The organism is Psychrobacter sp. TS_SC_6 (assembly GCF_056156305.1).
The window spans coordinates 2288039-2306094 of record NZ_CM149590.1; the positions used below are offsets into that span (position 1 = coordinate 2288039).

13 protein-coding genes and 1 pseudogene are annotated in these 18056 nt (G+C 40.4%); 1 reads left to right on the forward strand and 13 read right to left on the reverse strand.

What is annotated here, in order from left to right:
• Positions 1-107: 107 nt before the first annotated feature.
• From gspD to AC0J5Y_RS09715, 7 genes are all read right to left on the reverse strand, one after another.
• Entirely contained in the window at positions 108-2363 is a 2256-nt protein-coding gene (gspD, locus tag AC0J5Y_RS09685) for a type II secretion system secretin GspD (protein WP_475130491.1), read from the reverse strand.
• 208 nt (positions 2364-2571) lie between these two features.
• Entirely contained in the window at positions 2572-3483 is a 912-nt protein-coding gene (locus tag AC0J5Y_RS09690) for a type II secretion system protein N (RefSeq protein WP_475130492.1), read from the reverse strand.
• Positions 3484-4314: a type II secretion system protein N gene (gene gspN / locus AC0J5Y_RS09695; protein WP_475130493.1), complete on the reverse strand. Its 831-nt coding sequence runs from the start codon at positions 4312-4314 to the stop codon at positions 3484-3486. It lies immediately after the preceding gene.
• 216 nt (positions 4315-4530) lie between these two features.
• A complete protein-coding gene (locus AC0J5Y_RS09700; RefSeq protein WP_475130494.1) occupies positions 4531-4854 on the reverse strand; it encodes an H-NS histone family protein in 324 nt (107 codons plus the stop codon).
• A 680-nt stretch (positions 4855-5534) separates the two neighbouring features.
• Positions 5535-8381 (reverse strand): TrlF family AAA-like ATPase, encoded by a 2847-nt coding sequence (locus tag AC0J5Y_RS09705; RefSeq protein WP_475130495.1) that lies wholly within the window; start codon positions 8379-8381, stop codon positions 5535-5537.
• A gap of 3 nt (positions 8382-8384) precedes the next feature.
• Positions 8385-11084 carry a DEAD/DEAH box helicase gene (locus AC0J5Y_RS09710; protein ID WP_475130496.1) on the reverse strand — a complete coding sequence of 900 codons (2700 nt, stop codon included), beginning with the start codon at positions 11082-11084 and terminating at the stop codon, positions 8385-8387.
• Positions 11085-11087: 3 nt separating this feature from the next.
• Positions 11088-12521 (reverse strand): DNA methyltransferase, encoded by a 1434-nt coding sequence (locus tag AC0J5Y_RS09715; protein ID WP_475130497.1) that lies wholly within the window; start codon positions 12519-12521, stop codon positions 11088-11090.
• Positions 12522-12598: 77 nt separating this feature from the next.
• Between AC0J5Y_RS09715 and AC0J5Y_RS09720 the strand changes: the two genes are divergently transcribed.
• Positions 12599-13764 (forward strand): IS3 family transposase gene (locus AC0J5Y_RS09720; protein WP_475130351.1). Its coding sequence is split into 2 segments (ribosomal slippage): positions 12599-12854 and positions 12854-13764, totalling 1167 coding nucleotides; the frame shifts between segments, so codons are not numbered across the junction.
• A 46-nt stretch (positions 13765-13810) separates the two neighbouring features.
• Here the strand turns inward: AC0J5Y_RS09720 and AC0J5Y_RS09725 are convergent.
• The 6 genes and pseudogenes from AC0J5Y_RS09725 to AC0J5Y_RS09750 form a co-directional block, all read right to left on the reverse strand.
• Positions 13811-14071, reverse strand: a pseudogene (locus AC0J5Y_RS09725) (site-specific DNA-methyltransferase); the annotation flags it as partial.
• Positions 14072-14269: 198 nt separating this feature from the next.
• On the reverse strand, positions 14270-14686 hold the full coding sequence (locus AC0J5Y_RS09730; RefSeq protein WP_475130498.1) for a hypothetical protein: 417 nt from the start codon (positions 14684-14686) through the stop codon (positions 14270-14272).
• Positions 14679-15041 (reverse strand): hypothetical protein, encoded by a 363-nt coding sequence (locus AC0J5Y_RS09735; protein WP_475130499.1) that lies wholly within the window; start codon positions 15039-15041, stop codon positions 14679-14681. The genes AC0J5Y_RS09730 and AC0J5Y_RS09735 overlap by 8 nt, the downstream gene beginning before the upstream one ends.
• A gap of 305 nt (positions 15042-15346) precedes the next feature.
• A protein-coding gene (locus AC0J5Y_RS09740; protein ID WP_475130351.1) for an IS3 family transposase occupies positions 15347-16512 on the reverse strand; the annotation gives its coding sequence in 2 pieces (ribosomal slippage) (positions 15347-16257 and positions 16257-16512; 1167 coding nt in all).
• A gap of 52 nt (positions 16513-16564) precedes the next feature.
• On the reverse strand, positions 16565-16747 hold the full coding sequence (locus AC0J5Y_RS09745; protein WP_475130500.1) for a hypothetical protein: 183 nt from the start codon (positions 16745-16747) through the stop codon (positions 16565-16567).
• A 217-nt stretch (positions 16748-16964) separates the two neighbouring features.
• Positions 16965-18052, reverse strand: a protein-coding gene (locus AC0J5Y_RS09750; protein WP_475129904.1) for an IS3 family transposase whose coding sequence is annotated in 2 segments (ribosomal slippage) — positions 16965-17800 and positions 17800-18052 — 1089 coding nt in all. Because the reading frame shifts where the segments join, the coding sequence is not laid out codon by codon here.
• Positions 18053-18056: the final 4 nt, after the last annotated feature.

Below are 18056 nucleotides of genomic sequence, written 5' to 3' on the forward strand. Positions count from 1 at the left end.
AATAACCGTACTTTTAAGCATAGTAAAACTTTAAGAGAGACATGAAAGGAGAGTTTGGTAAGCGCTAAAAGCCTAGATAATCTATTAGCAAACAGCCATAAAAGCACTTAACGATTTAAGGGATAAGTTGTGATACCTGTGCTTGGACTATCCACACGAGTAAAACCTTTGGAAGTTGTTTTTGGCTTTTGATCACGTTTAGGAATCAAAGGATTGAGTGGCATAAGCTCGTAATCAGCACTAATATCACCATTCCAACCTTCGGTACCACTTAATGGTAGCTGTTTAATCGTACCGTTTTTATCGATGACCAGCTGAAGGACGCGCATCTGATTGTATTTACGCTCTGTCACGCTTGCTACCGCACCGCCATCCCGAAGGATAGTCGGCTGTAAAAATATGATTAAATTGCTTTTTTGGCTATTGTCATTGTCTGAACGGAACAGTCGACCGATAAGGGGTACATTGCCCAAACCTGGCACTTTTTGTTGGCGCGTGGTTGAGTTATCACGCATCAAGCCACCTAAGGCAATGGTCTGCTGATCATCTGCCAAAATAGTGGTATTGATTAGGCTTTTATTGGTGATAAGACCGCTGGCATTTGCTGTACTGCCCGGTACGACCGAGGAAACCTCCTGCGATACCTCTAAACGTACAGTGCCGTTCGCCCCTATGTGCGGGATGACGTTTAGATTGATACCAATATCTTGGCGATCAATGGTTTGAAAGGGATTGGTCGATGAGTCACTACCTGTAGTGTAAGAGCCTGTCACAAACGGTACGTTCTGACCCACTAAGATACTGGCTTTTTCATTGTCCAAGGTCAAAATCGAAGGCATGGACAGCAGATTGGCACTGGTAGAGGAATCAAGTGCTTGCAAGATAGCACCATAAAACTGTGCATTACCCTTGCTGTCTTTACTACTACTGCCAATGCCCAGCAAAGCACCAGCAATGGAGCCTGCTGCCGCGCTTATACCTGTACCACCTGACAAAGCAGCAGCAGCAAGCGAAACTGCACTTGCACCCACGTTATTGAAGTTCACCACGCCATAACCACTATTAGCATTACCCAGTGCCCACTGAACCCCAAGCTGCGTTGCATCATCGCCTGAGACTTCGACAATAGCTGCTTGAATCAATACTTGCGAACGGCGGCTGTCTAACTGATTGACAGCATCTTCGATCTCAAACATCAGCTCAGGTGCTGCATTAACAATGACGGCGTTTTGAGTTTCATCAGCGATAATACTAAAAGGTCGACCACCGATACCGATACTTGTACCCGCTGAACTCTTATTCGCTAAAGGCGTAGCAGCAGTATCACCGATACTATTGCTACCTACCTTACTATTAGCGCCACCAGTTAGCGACGACCCTGTAGCAGCGGCATCATTCAATGATGCTGACTCTAATGTTGAAGAACCGCCAGAGCTATTGATAGATTGGCTGGCAAGGAGACCACGCAGCATCTCAGCAATATGACCGGCACTGGCATATTTTAGGCGGAAAACACGTAGACCACTTAAGCGTCTTGAAGGCGTTGTGTCCAATTGATTAACCATCTCTTGAACTTTGGCAATCATCTCAGGACTGCCTTTAACCAACAGTCTATCGCTCGCTGTGTCGGCGATAACCTTTAGCTGATTACTGCCACCTTGCGCTTGACCACTACCAGCACTCGCTACCAGTGCGCTAATCAACTCCATCATACGCTCAGCATCGACATGACGTAGTGGTATGACTTGTAAGCTGTCATTCACATTACTGTCTAAATCACGTATAAGCGCTGTCAGCTGATTTAGACTATCAGCACGATCGGACAGCACTAAAGCATTGACTCCAGGCACAGCAGCGGCATGTGCAGACGGTGGCATGAGCGGACGGATAACGCCTAAGACTTCTGCTGCTTGGGTATTTGTCAGATAAATCACCCGCGTTGCCAAGGTTTCACCGACGCTCTCACCACGTAAATCAACAGCAACACCGGTTTGTTTGGCGACGTTATCTGGCACCAGTTTAATCGTTGTTCCTGAATCAATAGCAGCGATACCATTGACTTGCATCACACTCAAAAACAGCTGATAAATCTCATCACGTGACAACGGCTTGTTGGAGATCACAGTCACATTACCGTTGATGCGTGGATCAAGGACGAAGTTTTGATTGGTAATCGTCGCCACTTCATTGATAAAGGCTTTGATATCAGCATCTTGCAAATTGACCTTCCAGCTTTCAGCATTCACCAGCCCCGTACTAGCCGCCCATAATGGTATAGCTAAGCAGAGAGGACGGCACAATCGCATCAAACGCTGCAAAATATGATACAAAGGTGTGACTGAAAAATTATAAGAACTGACCATATTGATGATTACCTACAGTGATGGCGCTTGGTATATACTGAATTCAATGACTATTGAATGTAATGGTTACTGAGTTTGATAAGTCATGATGCTTTAATGCTTTGACGCTTTTAATAAGTCATAATTTTAAATGCTACTAAGTGATGTTAACTACCCTATCAGCCAACAAACCCTTACTTTAAGGAAAAACGTCACTATATTATATGCGCTAAAACTTCTGACGAATGGTAATGACTTGATCGCCGCGCTGTACTTCTATCTGCGCTTCCCCTGACTGCTTCACTTGTTGTAATACGCGAGCATCCTGAGCAGGATTGCTACCGACACTTTGCCCGTTGACTTTCAGTACTCGATCACCTGATTCTAGTCCCAAGCGATTGCGTATATTAGCAGGCATTGCCGCCGTGACTTGATAGCTATCGCCGCCTGCCATCACACCCATTCTACTCAAATAACTGGCAGGGTTCGCTTGCAACTCAGTCACCGCTTCATCAATTGCTGATGTAGGCGCGCTGTCGCTAGGGGCTGCGGCAGCTGCTTGACTGTCCGTATTGCCCAGATCAGGCACAGGCGCAACAGGCGCATTAGGCAACATACTGTTATCTTGCAAGCGCTGGTTACTGACCCCGTTTGCCATCATTGCACTTTGATCAAGTGGCATGGCTTCTGGCATCCGAATCACCGTTTCCTTGTCCATAGCATCGGCGATAATAATCACGTTCCAAGCAACCGCAACCAAGGTATACTCGCTGTCTTTTAAAGTGTCACCAATTCGGTAATTTTTGACTTCACCGTTGACCTCTAAAAGTGCCGAAGACAAACTCTCTGGAATGGCGAGCAATACACCCTTTAGCACAATATTAGGCGGCGGCTGCACCACCGCAGCGATAGGATCAGGGTCGGCAAAAATAGCAAATAGACTGCTATAATCTGGAGCGGATAAGGCGTTATCCTGTAAAGGTACCAGTGGTAATGTCGGCGCTAACGGTGGCGCAAGCAGTAGCCATAAGAGTCGCGCTGCCGTCCAGCTTAACCAAGTGATTGCCAATAATAGCAGCCAAATGGCAAAGCGGTTAAAAATATTTAGCACAGGTTTTAAACTTGTAGGGAGCGTCATCATCTAGTGTGTCCCTAGCCCATTTAACAGTGGTTGACGCACACTAACCACAGGCGTATCTTGCGGCGCTTTCCCCTTGTATTCAGGCATACTCTCGAGCAGACGCTGGGTCAAGCTAACATCCAACATATTATCGCCATCAAGATACAAGTCGCCTAAACGCTTGTCCTGATTGTTGACAAGATTGATATGCAGCAGATTTTTGTTATTTTTTTGCTCGGTGCTCAGCTCAGCACGCAGCGCCGGTATGGTGAGATAAAATATTTTGCCACCGCTAGGATAGCCAAGCTCGCCGCCAATCCATGTCAGCTGACCTGACGCTTGACGAAAGCCGGATGTGTTTCTATTGGAGTCACTGTTTGAGTCACCATCGTTTGAACCAGACTGACGTTTGAGCGAGATATTATTGACCTGAATTGGCGTATTTGGTAATTGCCAATCGACAACCCGAGACAAAGTCTCAGGCGCAACTTTACCGCTCATGTCTGTGACTTCCCAAGAATTTGCGCCTATTTCTACCTGCCCATTGAGGCGAGTTTGCTCTGATAAAATATCAATCTCCGCACCAAACTTACCCAATAATAAATGCCACGGCTGCCATGACCATTCGGCTGCCCCGATCAATGGCGTCGCTGACAGAGGTATCTGCCAAATCGCAGCGCCCTGCCATACGTTACCGGATACGTGCTGTACATAAGGCGTCTCTGGTGCATATTTTTCAAGTAGCCATGCTGCGGGCATCTGCAAAATAGCAAATAGCGCAAATAAGACCAGCCCAATCAACCACCACAGCTTACGGGGACGCTTATGAGACGAGGCAGATACTTGGGGCACGATGGCATAACTCTTATATCAGCTAAAAACGTCATTATCATAGCAAACAATAGCATACAGATGACAGCAAAAAAGCCAGTATCTTTTTACCAAAATAGTGGTAAAAAGATACTGGCTTTTATCTGCCTATAAAGATTCAATCTACTTGTCAATCAAACAGAACTTTATAGACAAAGCGTTCATTGCTAAATATAACAGCGACTATCCATTAGAAAATTAAATAGCAAAAACTTCAAGACGACGACCTGACGCTAATGCCTCTACTAACCATGTTGGTTTACGTCCGCGACCAGTCCATGTTTCTTCGTCATTTTCGGTATTACGGTATTTAATGCTACGCTTCTTTTCTAGTTTTTCGCCCGCTTGTAAAATCTCCTCGATACTAGCATCGCTTTCTTCAGCGATTTTTTCAAACTGCGTATAAGCATCATACAAGCGCTGGTGTTGCTTTTGAGCAATAAGCTGCTGCGCATTTTCAGTAATAGCACGTAGCTCATCAACATTTAAGCTGTTTAAATCAATAACATTACTTTTGTTCATAGTGTTTTCCATATTAATATAAAGGGTATAAATAAATAGTATTCATACTAAAAAACAGATTAATTAAAAATTACTAAATACCAGTAATTATTAAATGATAAATCTTTCAAATATTGATAAACTTTTGATTGTTTAATGATAAATATGGTTCGAATGCTTAAAATTATAAGCAACGCTAATATAAACAAAAATACTGACAATAACAATGACTTGTCATTATTTCCTGCTAAAATCAATAAATGATGGTTAATTCGATGACAATTAATGATATTAAATAAATAGCTTTGTTTATTAATCTTTCTTTAAATAGCCTCCGTAATGATTAAGGCTGTATAGTTACTATAAGGCACATTGATGCACAGGTTCTATTGGCATATCGGTTTTAAATTGACTTAATGATATGAATGACTCCTTACACTTTCATTATCTGTACATACTAAAAGCCCCCGTAATTACGGGGGCTCTTAGTCATAAATACAACATCTTGTTATTGTATAAGTTAAAACGGTAATGAATACATAATCAAGAAAATCGAAACGTTAGATATAAAAAAAGCCTTTAATTTCAATATATTGTATAGATTAAATATATTTAAATCAACTATTTTTAATATAATGGTTGATTTAAAGCATTATTGGAGCTTTATTGGCATTTTAATCAACTTTTTTGGTAAATATTCATCAGAAGCTATATTTTTCTCTTCTTCTTCGAAAGGCTTCTTCTGTACCTTCCATGATATCTAGAATAGCCGTCGTTACTTCAGGATTATCTAATCCACCGCATGCTTTCATTACACCCCTACCATTTTCAACATCAAATGCGTAAACCATCTCAGCATCACCGTTTACAGGTAAATTAGCATTATGTGTAGCTATAATAAGTTGTCTTTTATGCTTCATATTTCTAAGCAATGGGATAAGCTCTTTGTATACAAAGTTAGAGTCCAACTCATCCTCTGGTTGATCTATTATCAGCGGTCCACCGTCTTGTGAAAGTAGCAATGCTAGAACAGCCGTATTCCTTTGCCCATCTGACAGATTATTATCTGAAATACTCCCTGCACTTTTTCCATCGTGTCTAAACAACTCAATATCTACGCTATCAAGAACTCTCTGACAGCGCAGGTTCAACCACTGATCTGGATTAGAAGTAATGTATTGATAAAGTTCTTCTTTTATACCTATCTTTTTTGTGTCTATATCAACCTCAAGATTAAGATTAACTTTTTCAGCATTTTTATCTATCAAGTCATTGAGTAAATCCCAAGGTGATGAGGCTGTAAAGTTATCGGATGAAACATAACTAGCATATATCGTCTCACCTATTTTAGTCCAGTTTTTTCCTAGCCGAGTACGTGCATCCGATGGAGAAAACTCCTTCCAGTGCTTTTCGAAGCTCCTATAATCCTGTTGCTTTAAAACACTAACTTCAATCATGGAGTTTTCAGTTTTATCTTCCTTCATCTCATCCGACTTGAGTTGTGCTAAGTTGGATCTAAGTTCGTATTGATCATTCCAAACCTTATGCAAACCTCTGAGTAACTTTTCAATATCTTTAGCATTAGTTTCAGCTTCTTCTATTTGCTGGTTTTTCTCATGCAATAGTTCCCTCTTACTAATCCTATCTGTATTAAGAGCACTTAAGTTGGCAACATCGTCAATAGACATTCCACGTTCACGACATGCACTTTCAAATTCTTCGTTAGCCTTCCTCAACTGACCAACTACCTCTTGACCTGCATCACTTTGTGTAATTTCAACAATCTTATCATTGCATTGTATCAACTCTTTTCTGACGTTATCTACAAGCTCTTGAGTAGCTAACTCAACCCTTTTCTCAAATATTTTTATCCACTCGTTATTAGGAGTTTCCTTTAATAAAGCTACTATTTTAGTGCTAGAAAATCTATCTAAACTTTCTTCTAACGCCTTTTTATTGCTTATAAACTCATTCCAAACAGCATTTAGATGATTTTTTTCAGCCATAAGCAGTTCATGAAGTGTCGCATCTTCTTGTATGTCTTTACGAGCCTTCCATTTGAGATCTAATTCATTAAAATCATGTTCAAGATTTTGTTGGATTGATCTCATCTTTATTAGGTTTCGATGTTGAACATAGGTTGCATCAATCTCAAGCTTAATTTCAACTTCTCTCTCGTGAAGTCTTGATAAATCATCTCTAATCAAACTATTGAGAAGATCTAAAAGCCCTCCAGCCTGTCTATTACCATCATTGACCACAACTGATGCGGATAGATCATTTAACTGCTGCTGGCTATAGAAACTGACAGGTAGGTCATTAAAATACTTGTCATTATCAACTACCGTTCGGCTAATTACCGAAGCTCCTGTATCATTTTGCCAAACTATCGTATCTTGGTTGAGTTGGTTACTTTGCCAATGAACTTCAATTTTTGCACCTGTTGAATTTAGTGTACTTTTAACACGTTCAACTTTTTCTGAAGCTTTGGTGCTTTTTTCAAGATTATCTCTTTTGAAAGCAGTTCTAAGATACTCAATAAGCGTTGACTTACCACTACCTCTACCACCAATAATGCAATTAAAACTGGGAGAGAAATGCACTTCTTGATCTTCTAAAAATTTCACATTTCTAACAGAAATAGATTTAATAATATTATTTTCGGATATTGTTTCAGGATGTACGTCATTGTTTACATCATCGGGAAGCTTAATACGAGAAGAGTGATCTAGAAAAGCCTGTCTCAATGACTCAATAGAAGGTTTAGACATTTTTATCCATGAATAACGATATCCTAAACTATTAGGCTTATGATTTCCTTCTGAGTCTTTATCAATTAAAGTTTTATTATCAGATGACATCAAAGTTGCAATAGGTCTAATACGTTTCCAGTCAGGATGACAGTCATCAGTCGCTAATATTAGTTTCTGATAACCTTTTGACATTCTCTCTATAGGTCTAGGTATTTCAATAGCAAGAAGTGATGGGTTTATGAACTGATCCTGTTGTACCCAATCAGATATTTTTTCATTATCAAAAAGGCCATCATTGCTAGTTGCATGAGGCAATATAACAATACCCTTATGACTATCTTGAACGATTCTTATAATTTCTTTTAGGTTTCTATCAGACTTTTTAAGCTGACCATTTTCTATCCTAGGTACGCCCACGCCACATTCGGTTAGAATACTATCAACTTTATCAATTTCTGTATCAGAATCAAATAAACATAGGATATGAACACCTTTACCGACACCAGCTGCCTCAAATTCGAAACCTAGTAAAAGCGTTATTTGATGTTGATATTTCGTGTAGATATTATTAAAAGCTTCCTTCAAAAAAGGAATAAAGTCTTTCGATAAAAAATTATGTTCAGTTATACCTACTACATCTAACTTAAGCTCATAACATGCTTCGGCAAATTTTTCTGCTGATAAATGCTCTTCTCCCTTGATTAGCTTCTCTCCCGTCCAATGCTTCGCATCTGCGGGTGTCTGGACTTGAAGATCACACTTCAACCATTTCATTCCTTGATACTTATCAATCATATTTTACCCAATCGCCTGATTAATTTGCTCTTCTAAACTTCGCCCAGACTTATCTTGAGCAGTCGCCATCAAGAATATTCGCGTACCGTCACTATCTTTGGCCCATTGTTTACCAATGTCATTTTTAATGCGAGCATCGTCAGCAGTATCTATGTGCCCACCTTTATATTCAAGTACGAAAATAGAACCATCTAGTAGCTCAGCAACAAAGTCAGGATAAAAGTAATCCTTTTGTGTCGGTAACCAAAAAGATGAATGTGGCTGTTTAGGTATGTTTCTTACCCAATGCTTAACTTTTGGATGAAAGTCTAAAAGCTGGGCACATTTAAACTCTTCTGTAATTTTCCCTGCGTCGGTTTTTTCTTTAAGATCATCTATTTGGGTATAGAAATGCTTGCTAAATTTATAACTACCACGATATGGTTTGCGCACAGGATATATTCCTGCTTTAAACTCAAAAGAGTTATGCTGAGTAACGCTTTCACTTACCTTGAGATGCTCAAATAAGTCAGACTGGAAAGCTTTTTTTCTAGCCAAACTAAAAAGCCTGTTAATTTCATCATTTACGGCTTGTGCTAACTGGAATTGTGCACGATGTAAACTAGTCAAACTGAATTTCTTTTCATTCATGAGATATGACAGCAGCTTTATAAGATACGCTCTCAGCTGTATCTGAGTTAATCCTGCCCTTCGGGTCTTCTTATCTAGCCAGTTAATTAAGTCATTCTCTGAAATAGGCGTTGGCATATCTTCAAAATGGAGCTGCTTCGTATCTAGGTGTTTGTAGCTAAGAGACTTCTCTTCAATACTTATATCAATCTCAAAGCTGGTGGCAGTCTCTCTGATACTAAACTGTTCTAAACTCACTGGGAAATCTAGTAAATTCCACTCAACACTATCTTCGATGGCTTCCTTATCTGCAAGTTGCCAATCTCCTTCTAACAACAGACCTAACTGTGGAATAGGTGCGAAGGTAGCGTTCCAGTTTTCAGGAGCTAAAGAGGCTTGTCTTTGTGCTCTGGCTTCTTGGAAGGAGGTTTGTATACTTTCTTGTTGCTTAGGTGTTGCTTGGTTTAACGCCATGTCTTGTATTCTGTCAAATACCTCATCACTTGTACCTTTCATAATCACCAGTGATGAGCCTTGACTAGTCTCATACTTCTTAACCGATGATTGCAATTCTGGCTCTAACTCCTCTGTCTTTAAATCGAAAGGTAAAGGTATCGATACTTCAGGCTCTTTAGGCTGAGTGGCACTACCTTCTACTTCATCCAATCCTAATTCAGGTTGAGTGTTTGGAATTAAAGCAGCATCTGCCTCCCACCTATTAAAACCCATATTTTCTACCATACGGTCTTTTAGATTAGCAGTGGCCTCAGCAATACTATCTGATATAACATGTGCATATGCTTTGTTAAGCTCAGGCTGAGCACGTTCTTTGGCATAAGGCATTCTTAATACCCGACCTAATAACTGCTCTACATCAGTAGCCGAATTGATATTTTGTAAACTGGCTAAAATATAAGCGAATGAACAATCCCAACCTTCCTTCAACGCCTCTACAGTAATAACAACTCTTATAGAACAAGACTCACTAAATAAGTTAACGTCTTCAAGCTCTTTGGTTTGACCTGTAGAGATAGCTATCCAGTCTTCATCGATACTAAATTCTGAAAGTAAGTAGTCTTTAACAGCATCAACGTTAGCTTCACCATTTTTATCTTGAGCTTGAATCAATAAAATCGGACGAATATATTCATATTCTTTTTGAGCTAATACCTCTAGGTTTGCACGGTGAATGAGTGAGTCACGAATACAAGACTGCCAGTCTTGGTGGGAGTGCTCGGTTAATACAACTGGAAGTTTAATCATATTTGCCGCTTTAAGTTCAGCAGCAGATACAGAGTACAGCACATTGTTATCTTTAGGGGTAGCAGTGAACTCTACTAAGCATTTAGGATTAAGACGCTGTAGTGTAGGGAAGAAGCTTTTACCACCTCGGTTTTTATGCGCTTCGTCAACAATAATAATAGGTCTATAAATATTGAAAAAGTTAACTAAGGAATGCTTTACTCGACCTACATCTTTTTTAGTCAAAAACTGCTGATACTGTAAAGTATCCTCAGTTACTTTGTCTAATCTCGAAACTTGATCAGCTGATAAATTCTTAAAAAACTCACTTAGATTTTCATCAAACGCATAGGCGTTACGCTGATAGGTTTTATCCTTATCTATGTTGAAAGCCTGTATGGTGGTAACTATGACCACACACGAACCCTCAATATCATGCTTATTTAAGGTCTGTAGAGTTTCAATATCACATACTTTCAATCGATCGCCATAATAGCCTTGCAAAGCTTTTCGATAGGGATGATGAAGATTAGACAATGCTGACAAAGTTTGGGTTCTTATCATATCAGTAGGCACAAGCCATAGCACAATAGGCGTCTCAGTATTAGCATAGTTTTCAGCTGCTACGGGGATGCTATGCGCTGCCATCAATGTTTTACCTCCACCTGTAGGGACACGTAAGCATACGCTTGGTACACCTTCAAGGCGGTCATTATAATTAACACGTTCAAAGCTATATTCGGCAACGCATTCCTCGAAAGCAGATTTAGCACCAACTGAAGAAGCTAGTACGAAAAAACTGTTTAAAGCCTCTAGCGATTTTTTCTGATAGTTCTTTAATCTTAAGCTCATATTCTAGTCCTTAATCGCCTGAGTACCGTAGAGAGCATATGGAATTTGCTTAAATTCGATATTTAATGCTTCTAAGCTTGAGTCACCAATACGTGTAGCCTCACCAATAATTATACGTTTGCCATCATGCTGATAGCATTCATCAAGATGCTTTAAAACTTTAGGAGTCAAAAGGTTACCTCCATTTGGACGTTTGTTACCCAAAATACCGTTATATAATAAATAATAAGCGACCTCATTGTGCACACCTAAGAAGGGCGTAGAGTATTGAGTAGATTGTAGAGGAGTCTTCGTTTCTAACCACCATACATAGTTAGCTAGATCACTAAACTTAACATCTGGATGTAGTAGCCGTGTCTCGTCAAATACAGCTGATCCAAGTGTTAAGTAATTAAACCCACCACCACCACTCCAATTAACGTCTTTAGATATACCGCTTTGTTCCGCATTAATAACCTGACGTAACCTAGGGAGCACGTGTGTTTCTGCTTGCTCTCCCATTTCAATACCAATATACTTTCTTTTCATCTTATGAGCCACAGCAGCCGTAGTACCTGAGCCTAAAAAAGAGTCCATGACTAGGTCATCTTCGACTGTACAAAGGTCTAATACTCTTTTAACTAAAGCCTCTGGCTTTTTCCCCTGAGGAAACCTCACCCCACCTTCTTTAGTTAGATTGTTTAACGGAAACCCTTCCCAGTATGTTCCAAGCTTAGACTGTCTAACTATTCTACGACCCTTCTTAAACGCTATATCTCTTAGCCAAGCCAGTTGATCACATTTCTGACCTTTATAATGAACAGTTGTTAATTTATTTTTATTTTTACCTGACTTAGGAACATATTCAATACTGAAAAACTCTCCTTCATCGACTGACTCTAGAACTCTTTTGCGAATCGAGCTTTGAGCATTAGTATCTCGGAAGATATTTTCATAGTGCTTTAAATATACTTCCTTTTCAGTTAAGTCATCGCGCTTAGATATCGTTGAAATAGAAGTTAAAACCACATTTTCATGCTTATATATCTTAATCTCTTCACCAGCACCATCTTCAATACTCTTTAAATAAGTTTTTTCACCAAAGCTTTCTACTACTCTTGTATATTTCCAACTCTTACCTTTTTCTTTCATATCTTCGATGTACTCAAATAAATCCTCTTCTTCCTTTACGTCATTAAATTTAGAAAAACTGTTTAGGTTTTTACAATAGATTAATAGATACTCGATATTTTTCTTAAGCTTTTTATCCTCACCACCACCTGATGCACCAGCAGTTTCTTTCATTTTCAAGCTAACTTGGTTAATGAAATTAGACCTACCAAATATTTCATCACACATTACTTTCATGTAGTGAATTTGATGATCACTTAAAATAATAAAGAACAAGCCATTACTTCTTAAAAAATCTCTCAACAATTGAACTCTTGGATACATCATAGAAAGCCACTGTGAGCTATGCTGAAGAAACCGTAGAGATAAACTTGGTAAACTAAGCACAACAACAGGAGTTTACCATGACCAAGAAAATCAGAACCTACAGTACAGAATTTAAAGCCGAAGCCGTCAAGAAGATAGCGGATAATAATGGCAATATTTCAGCGACCGCAAAGCAGCTTGGTATCGCCATGCAAACCTTATCTAATTGGCACAATAAAGCCAATCAAGGCAAGCTTGTCGGCACAGAGCAATACGATCCTGAGCTTATGAGTGCTCTTCAAGAAATAAAGCAGCTCAAACGACAACTTAAAATCGCTGAGGAGGAACGCGAGATCTTAAAAAAGGCGACGGCGTACTTCGCGAAAAACAGCTCGTGAAGTATGCCTTTATTAAAGACAACCAGCAAATATTTAGCATCACTTGCATGTGTTGTGTTTTGAAAGTAAAGCCCTCAAGCTACTACGATTGGCTAAGCCGCGATATCAGCGACCAACAGATACATCGCAACCAGTCTGAGCTATTGGTTAGAGCCGCTCACAGTGAAACGAAAGAACGTTATGGCGTAGATCGACTGCATGCTCATCTAAGTGAGCAAGGGCATTATATTAGCCAGTATATGGTCAGAAGCATCAAAGAAGAACATAGCATCAAATGCCGTCGCCATAAGCGCTTTAAAGTCACCACCGACTCCAATCACAACAAACTGGTCTATCCGAACGTGCTGGATCAGCAATTTGATGCCAGTCGCCCTAACCAAGCGTGGGTCAGTGATATTACCTATATCTGGACAAACGAGGGCTGGTTGTATTTAGCGGGAGTCAAAGACTTATACACCAAAGAGCTGGTCGGCTATGCCATTAACAAACGTATGACCGCTGATCTAGTATGCCGTGCACTCAATATGGCAATCAAGAATAAACGTCCAAGCAAAGGGCTAATCGTTCATTCAGACAGAGGCAGCCAGTATTGTAGCCATGCGTACCACAAGATTATCAAGCAGCATCACTTTACAGGCTCTATGAGTGGCAAAGGCAATTGTTATGACAATGCGCCAATAGAGAGCTTCTGGGGCACATTAAAGAATGAGTTGATATATCATAAGGATTATAAAACAAGGTTTGCCGCCATTACCGATATCATTAGATATATCGAGCTGTATTACAATCAGACTAGGATTCAAAAGGGCTTGGGCTATAAGTCGCCAAGACAGGTGTGGTTTGACTTTTACACTCAGGCTGCGTAACTAAAATCTCCCAAGTTTGGTTCTACGGGATTGACAGCAGGGGTCACTGGGCATGTTCTAACTTATCATCATAGTGTTCAAAAGCCTGCTCTGTATTGTATGGAGGGTCAATAAATATGCACTTCACTTGACCACCATATAGAGGCAGTAGTGCTTTCAAAGCATGAAGATTATCGCCTTTAACAATTAAGTTATCTTTTGCTTTATCGCTATCACCATAAGACTTCTCAAACTTAAGCAAATGATATGGTACTTGATCAGCAGTTTCTTCTGCCTGATTGCGGTTTACCCAGTCTAATAACGGCATGATTCTTCCAAGTTGGTTAAATATCTAATTTCTATAAGTTAAGAATTTGAGTTAAGTCAATTCATTAAGTGTATTTAGCACCTTTATTGATGGTTTAGAGCTCTAAATTTAGCCTTACAATTGCTTAAAGCATAATTATCTATAAAGGTATACATCTGCTATTTAAGTTCAATACACGGCAGTATAGAAGCATACTAATCATCTTCTATTTACTTTGGTCAAAGGTTTATCCAGCTGCTGATTAAGCAACCTCATATCTACTTTCGGCATCATATAAGCGTTATGCTGCCATCTTACAAACTGTTCTAGTAACTTCTCATTCTGACTTTCGAGTCGTCTTACTTTAGCTTCTAGCATATCAATTTGTTTCTTTGCAAACTCTAGCGTAATATCTGGTGCATCGCTATTTTTAGCTTCTTTCAAACTTCCTTTTCGCTCCCTAAAAGCCTCAACTAGCACCTTGTATGACATTAGGGTATGCCGACTAATCGTATCCTCACCTAATACTTTGGCAAGCTGTTCAGCATACTTGTCCCATGTTAGCTTACCGCTCCAATTATCTAGTTCATGCAACGCAACTTGGAGGGTTTTCTGTGTGATAATTTGTTTAGGCATTTTCGATTCCTAGTAGTAAATTAAGTGTAGATTCTTCAACATAATCTTCGCTACTGGCTGAAACCTGTAGATCATTTTGTGCTAGAGCACGCTTGATTGGACTAGGGTCATGGTCTGGTGGAATCCATAAAACAGTCCCTTCAGCGGTGTCCTCTGATTCAATTAATACACGCTGCGTGCGAATATGTGCCAACTTCCATTTAAGATGAGTTATCCATCTGTTAGCACCAAAGTGACCGCTAATTTCGTCACGCTTTGCTTTTTCGAATTGTGATTCTACTTGACCTTCTAATCTAATGATACTCTCTAAAGTATTAGGCATCCCTTTGATGCATACATGCTCTTTACACGTCATACATTCGCCACCCTTAGTACACGGTGACATAGCATAGTCATGAGTGCACATTCCATACTCGGTGACATCAGCAATACCTATGCGATTTAAACCTAAGTCCTTATAACTTACAGGCAAATTATGCTTTATAGCTTGAAGCGCAGTAGGACGCTCATTAAATTCTATGATATTTCTAGCTTGTTGATCTCGCTCTTCACTAGTTCGAAGATCATAATGACGGTTGTCGTTTATTCTTGCTCGTCCTGCCCATCTCGCTAACTGACCCCTGCTGTCAATCCCGTAGAACCAAACTTGGGAGATTTTAGTTACGCAGCCTGAGTGTAAAAGTCAAACCACACCTGTCTTGGCGACTTATAGCCCAAGCCCTTTTGAATCCTAGTCTGATTGTAATACAGCTCGATATATCTAATGATATCGGTAATGGCGGCAAACCTTGTTTTATAATCCTTATGATATATCAACTCATTCTTTAATGTGCCCCAGAAGCTCTCTATTGGCGCATTGTCATAACAATTGCCTTTGCCACTCATAGAGCCTGTAAAGTGATGCTGCTTGATAATCTTGTGGTACGCATGGCTACAATACTGGCTGCCTCTGTCTGAATGAACGATTAGCCCTTTGCTTGGACGTTTATTCTTGATTGCCATATTGAGTGCACGGCATACTAGATCAGCGGTCATACGTTTGTTAATGGCATAGCCGACCAGCTCTTTGGTGTATAAGTCTTTGACTCCCGCTAAATACAACCAGCCCTCGTTTGTCCAGATATAGGTAATATCACTGACCCACGCTTGGTTAGGGCGACTGGCATCAAATTGCTGATCCAGCACGTTCGGATAGACCAGTTTGTTGTGATTGGAGTCGGTGGTGACTTTAAAGCGCTTATGGCGACGGCATTTGATGCTATGTTCTTCTTTGATGCTTCTGACCATATACTGGCTAATATAATGCCCTTGCTCACTTAGATGAGCATGCAGTCGATCTACGCCATAACGTTCTTTCGTTTCACTGTGAGCGGCTCTAACCAATAGCTCAGACTGGTTGCGATGTATCTGTTGGTCGCTGATATCGCGGCTTAGCCAATCGTAGTAGCTTGAGGGCTTTACTTTCAAAACACAACACATGCAAGTGATGCTAAATATTTGCTGGTTGTCTTTAATAAAGGCATACTTCACGAGCTGTTTTTCGCGAAGTACGCCGTCGCCTTTTTTAAGATCTCGCGTTCCTCCTCAGCGATTTTAAGTTGTCGTTTGAGCTGCTTTATTTCTTGAAGAGCACTCATAAGCTCAGGATCGTATTGCTCTGTGCCGACAAGCTTGCCTTGATTGGCTTTATTGTGCCAATTAGATAAGGTTTGCATGGCGATACCAAGCTGCTTTGCGGTCGCTGAAATATTGCCATTATTATCCGCTATCTTCTTGACGGCTTCGGCTTTAAATTCTGTACTGTAGGTTCTGATTTTCTTGGTCATGGTAAACTCCTGTTGTTGTGCTTAGTTTACCAAGTTTATCTCTACGGTTTCTTCAGCATAGCTCAAACTGCCAAGCATCCATACCGCCACGCTCAGCATTAGTGGATAGCCAAACACGAATTTGATGTGAAGTTAAACGAATTTCAGTTCTATCTTCGTCTTTATAACCCATTCTCTGAAAAAGGGTTTTAGGCGGATTTTTCAGTTTGTCTCGGATAGCTAATTGGGCATTCAATTCGTTAACCGTGGGTAAACGCCATGAAAAATTTCTGGCAGAGAACTGATTATGAAACTCACGGTCACGAATTATGACTAAGGATTCCCAAATGGGCCGATCAATAGAATTTAGATTCGGCCAGCTCGCATGTTTATACTCTTCTAATGTACTTTTAGCTAAGTCTCTATATATAGGACGGTAACCCTCCCAAACTTAAGACACCTAATAAATAGAATTAAGCTGCCTGATTGAGTTTCTGTATCGGTGTAAAACCGCCATTGCCCATGTTTGGGCGCTTATGATTATAATGGTATAACCAGTTTTCTGCTTGTGCGCGTACCTGCTCTAGATTATCAAACAGCTCCTGATTTAACCAATCATATCTCATGGTTCTGTTAAAGCGCTCTACATACGCATTTTGCTGTGGATTGCCAGGTTCAATATAGCTTAAGATGATGCCTTGCTGCTCAGCCCAGTCTTTGAGCGCATTGCTGATGTATTCAGGGCCGTTATCGCATCTTATCTGCACAGGTTTGCCTCGGTACTCAATAAGCTGATTAAGACTGCGTATGACCCTTTGCGCCGGTAGCGAGAAGTCGACTTCAATGGTGAGTGCCTCACGGTTGTAATCATCAATGACATTGAACAGTCTAAAGCCGCGGCCATCAGTTAAGCCGTCGTGCATAAAGTCCATGCTCCAGCTTTGGTTAATCCTATCAGGTACTGCTAATGGTATTGGTTTAGCACGTTTAATGCGACGCTTAGGCTTGATTCTAAGGTTGAGTTCAAGCTCGCAGTAGATGCGATATACCCGCTTATGGTTGTAAGGCAGTCCCATGACATTACGCAGGGTTAAAAAGCACAAGCCAAAGCCCCAGTTCTTGTTCTCATCAGTCAGTTTGATAAGTAAGTCCGCTATTTGCTGGTTCTCATCTGTTACCACCGACTTGTGATAATAACAGGTGACGCTGATGTTAAAGATGCTACAAGCCCTGCGGATACCAATACCACGATCTTCAATGTAGTGACAAACCAACCCTTTGCGCCTTTGGGGCGCTACCACTTTTTTGACATGGCATCCTGTAGAATATCGGACTTAAGACATTCATCAGCGTACATCTTTTTAAGGCGGGCATTTTCAACTTCAAGTTCTTTAAGACGGCTGATAAGTGTGGCATCCATGCCGCCATACTTTGAGCGCCAGTTATAAAAGGTACTTTGGCTGATGTTATGCTCACGGCATAGCTCGGTAATAGGGACGCCTTGTTCGGCTTGTTTTAGGATGTTGACGATTTGGTTGTCGCTAAAGCGTGTCTTTTTCATAGGA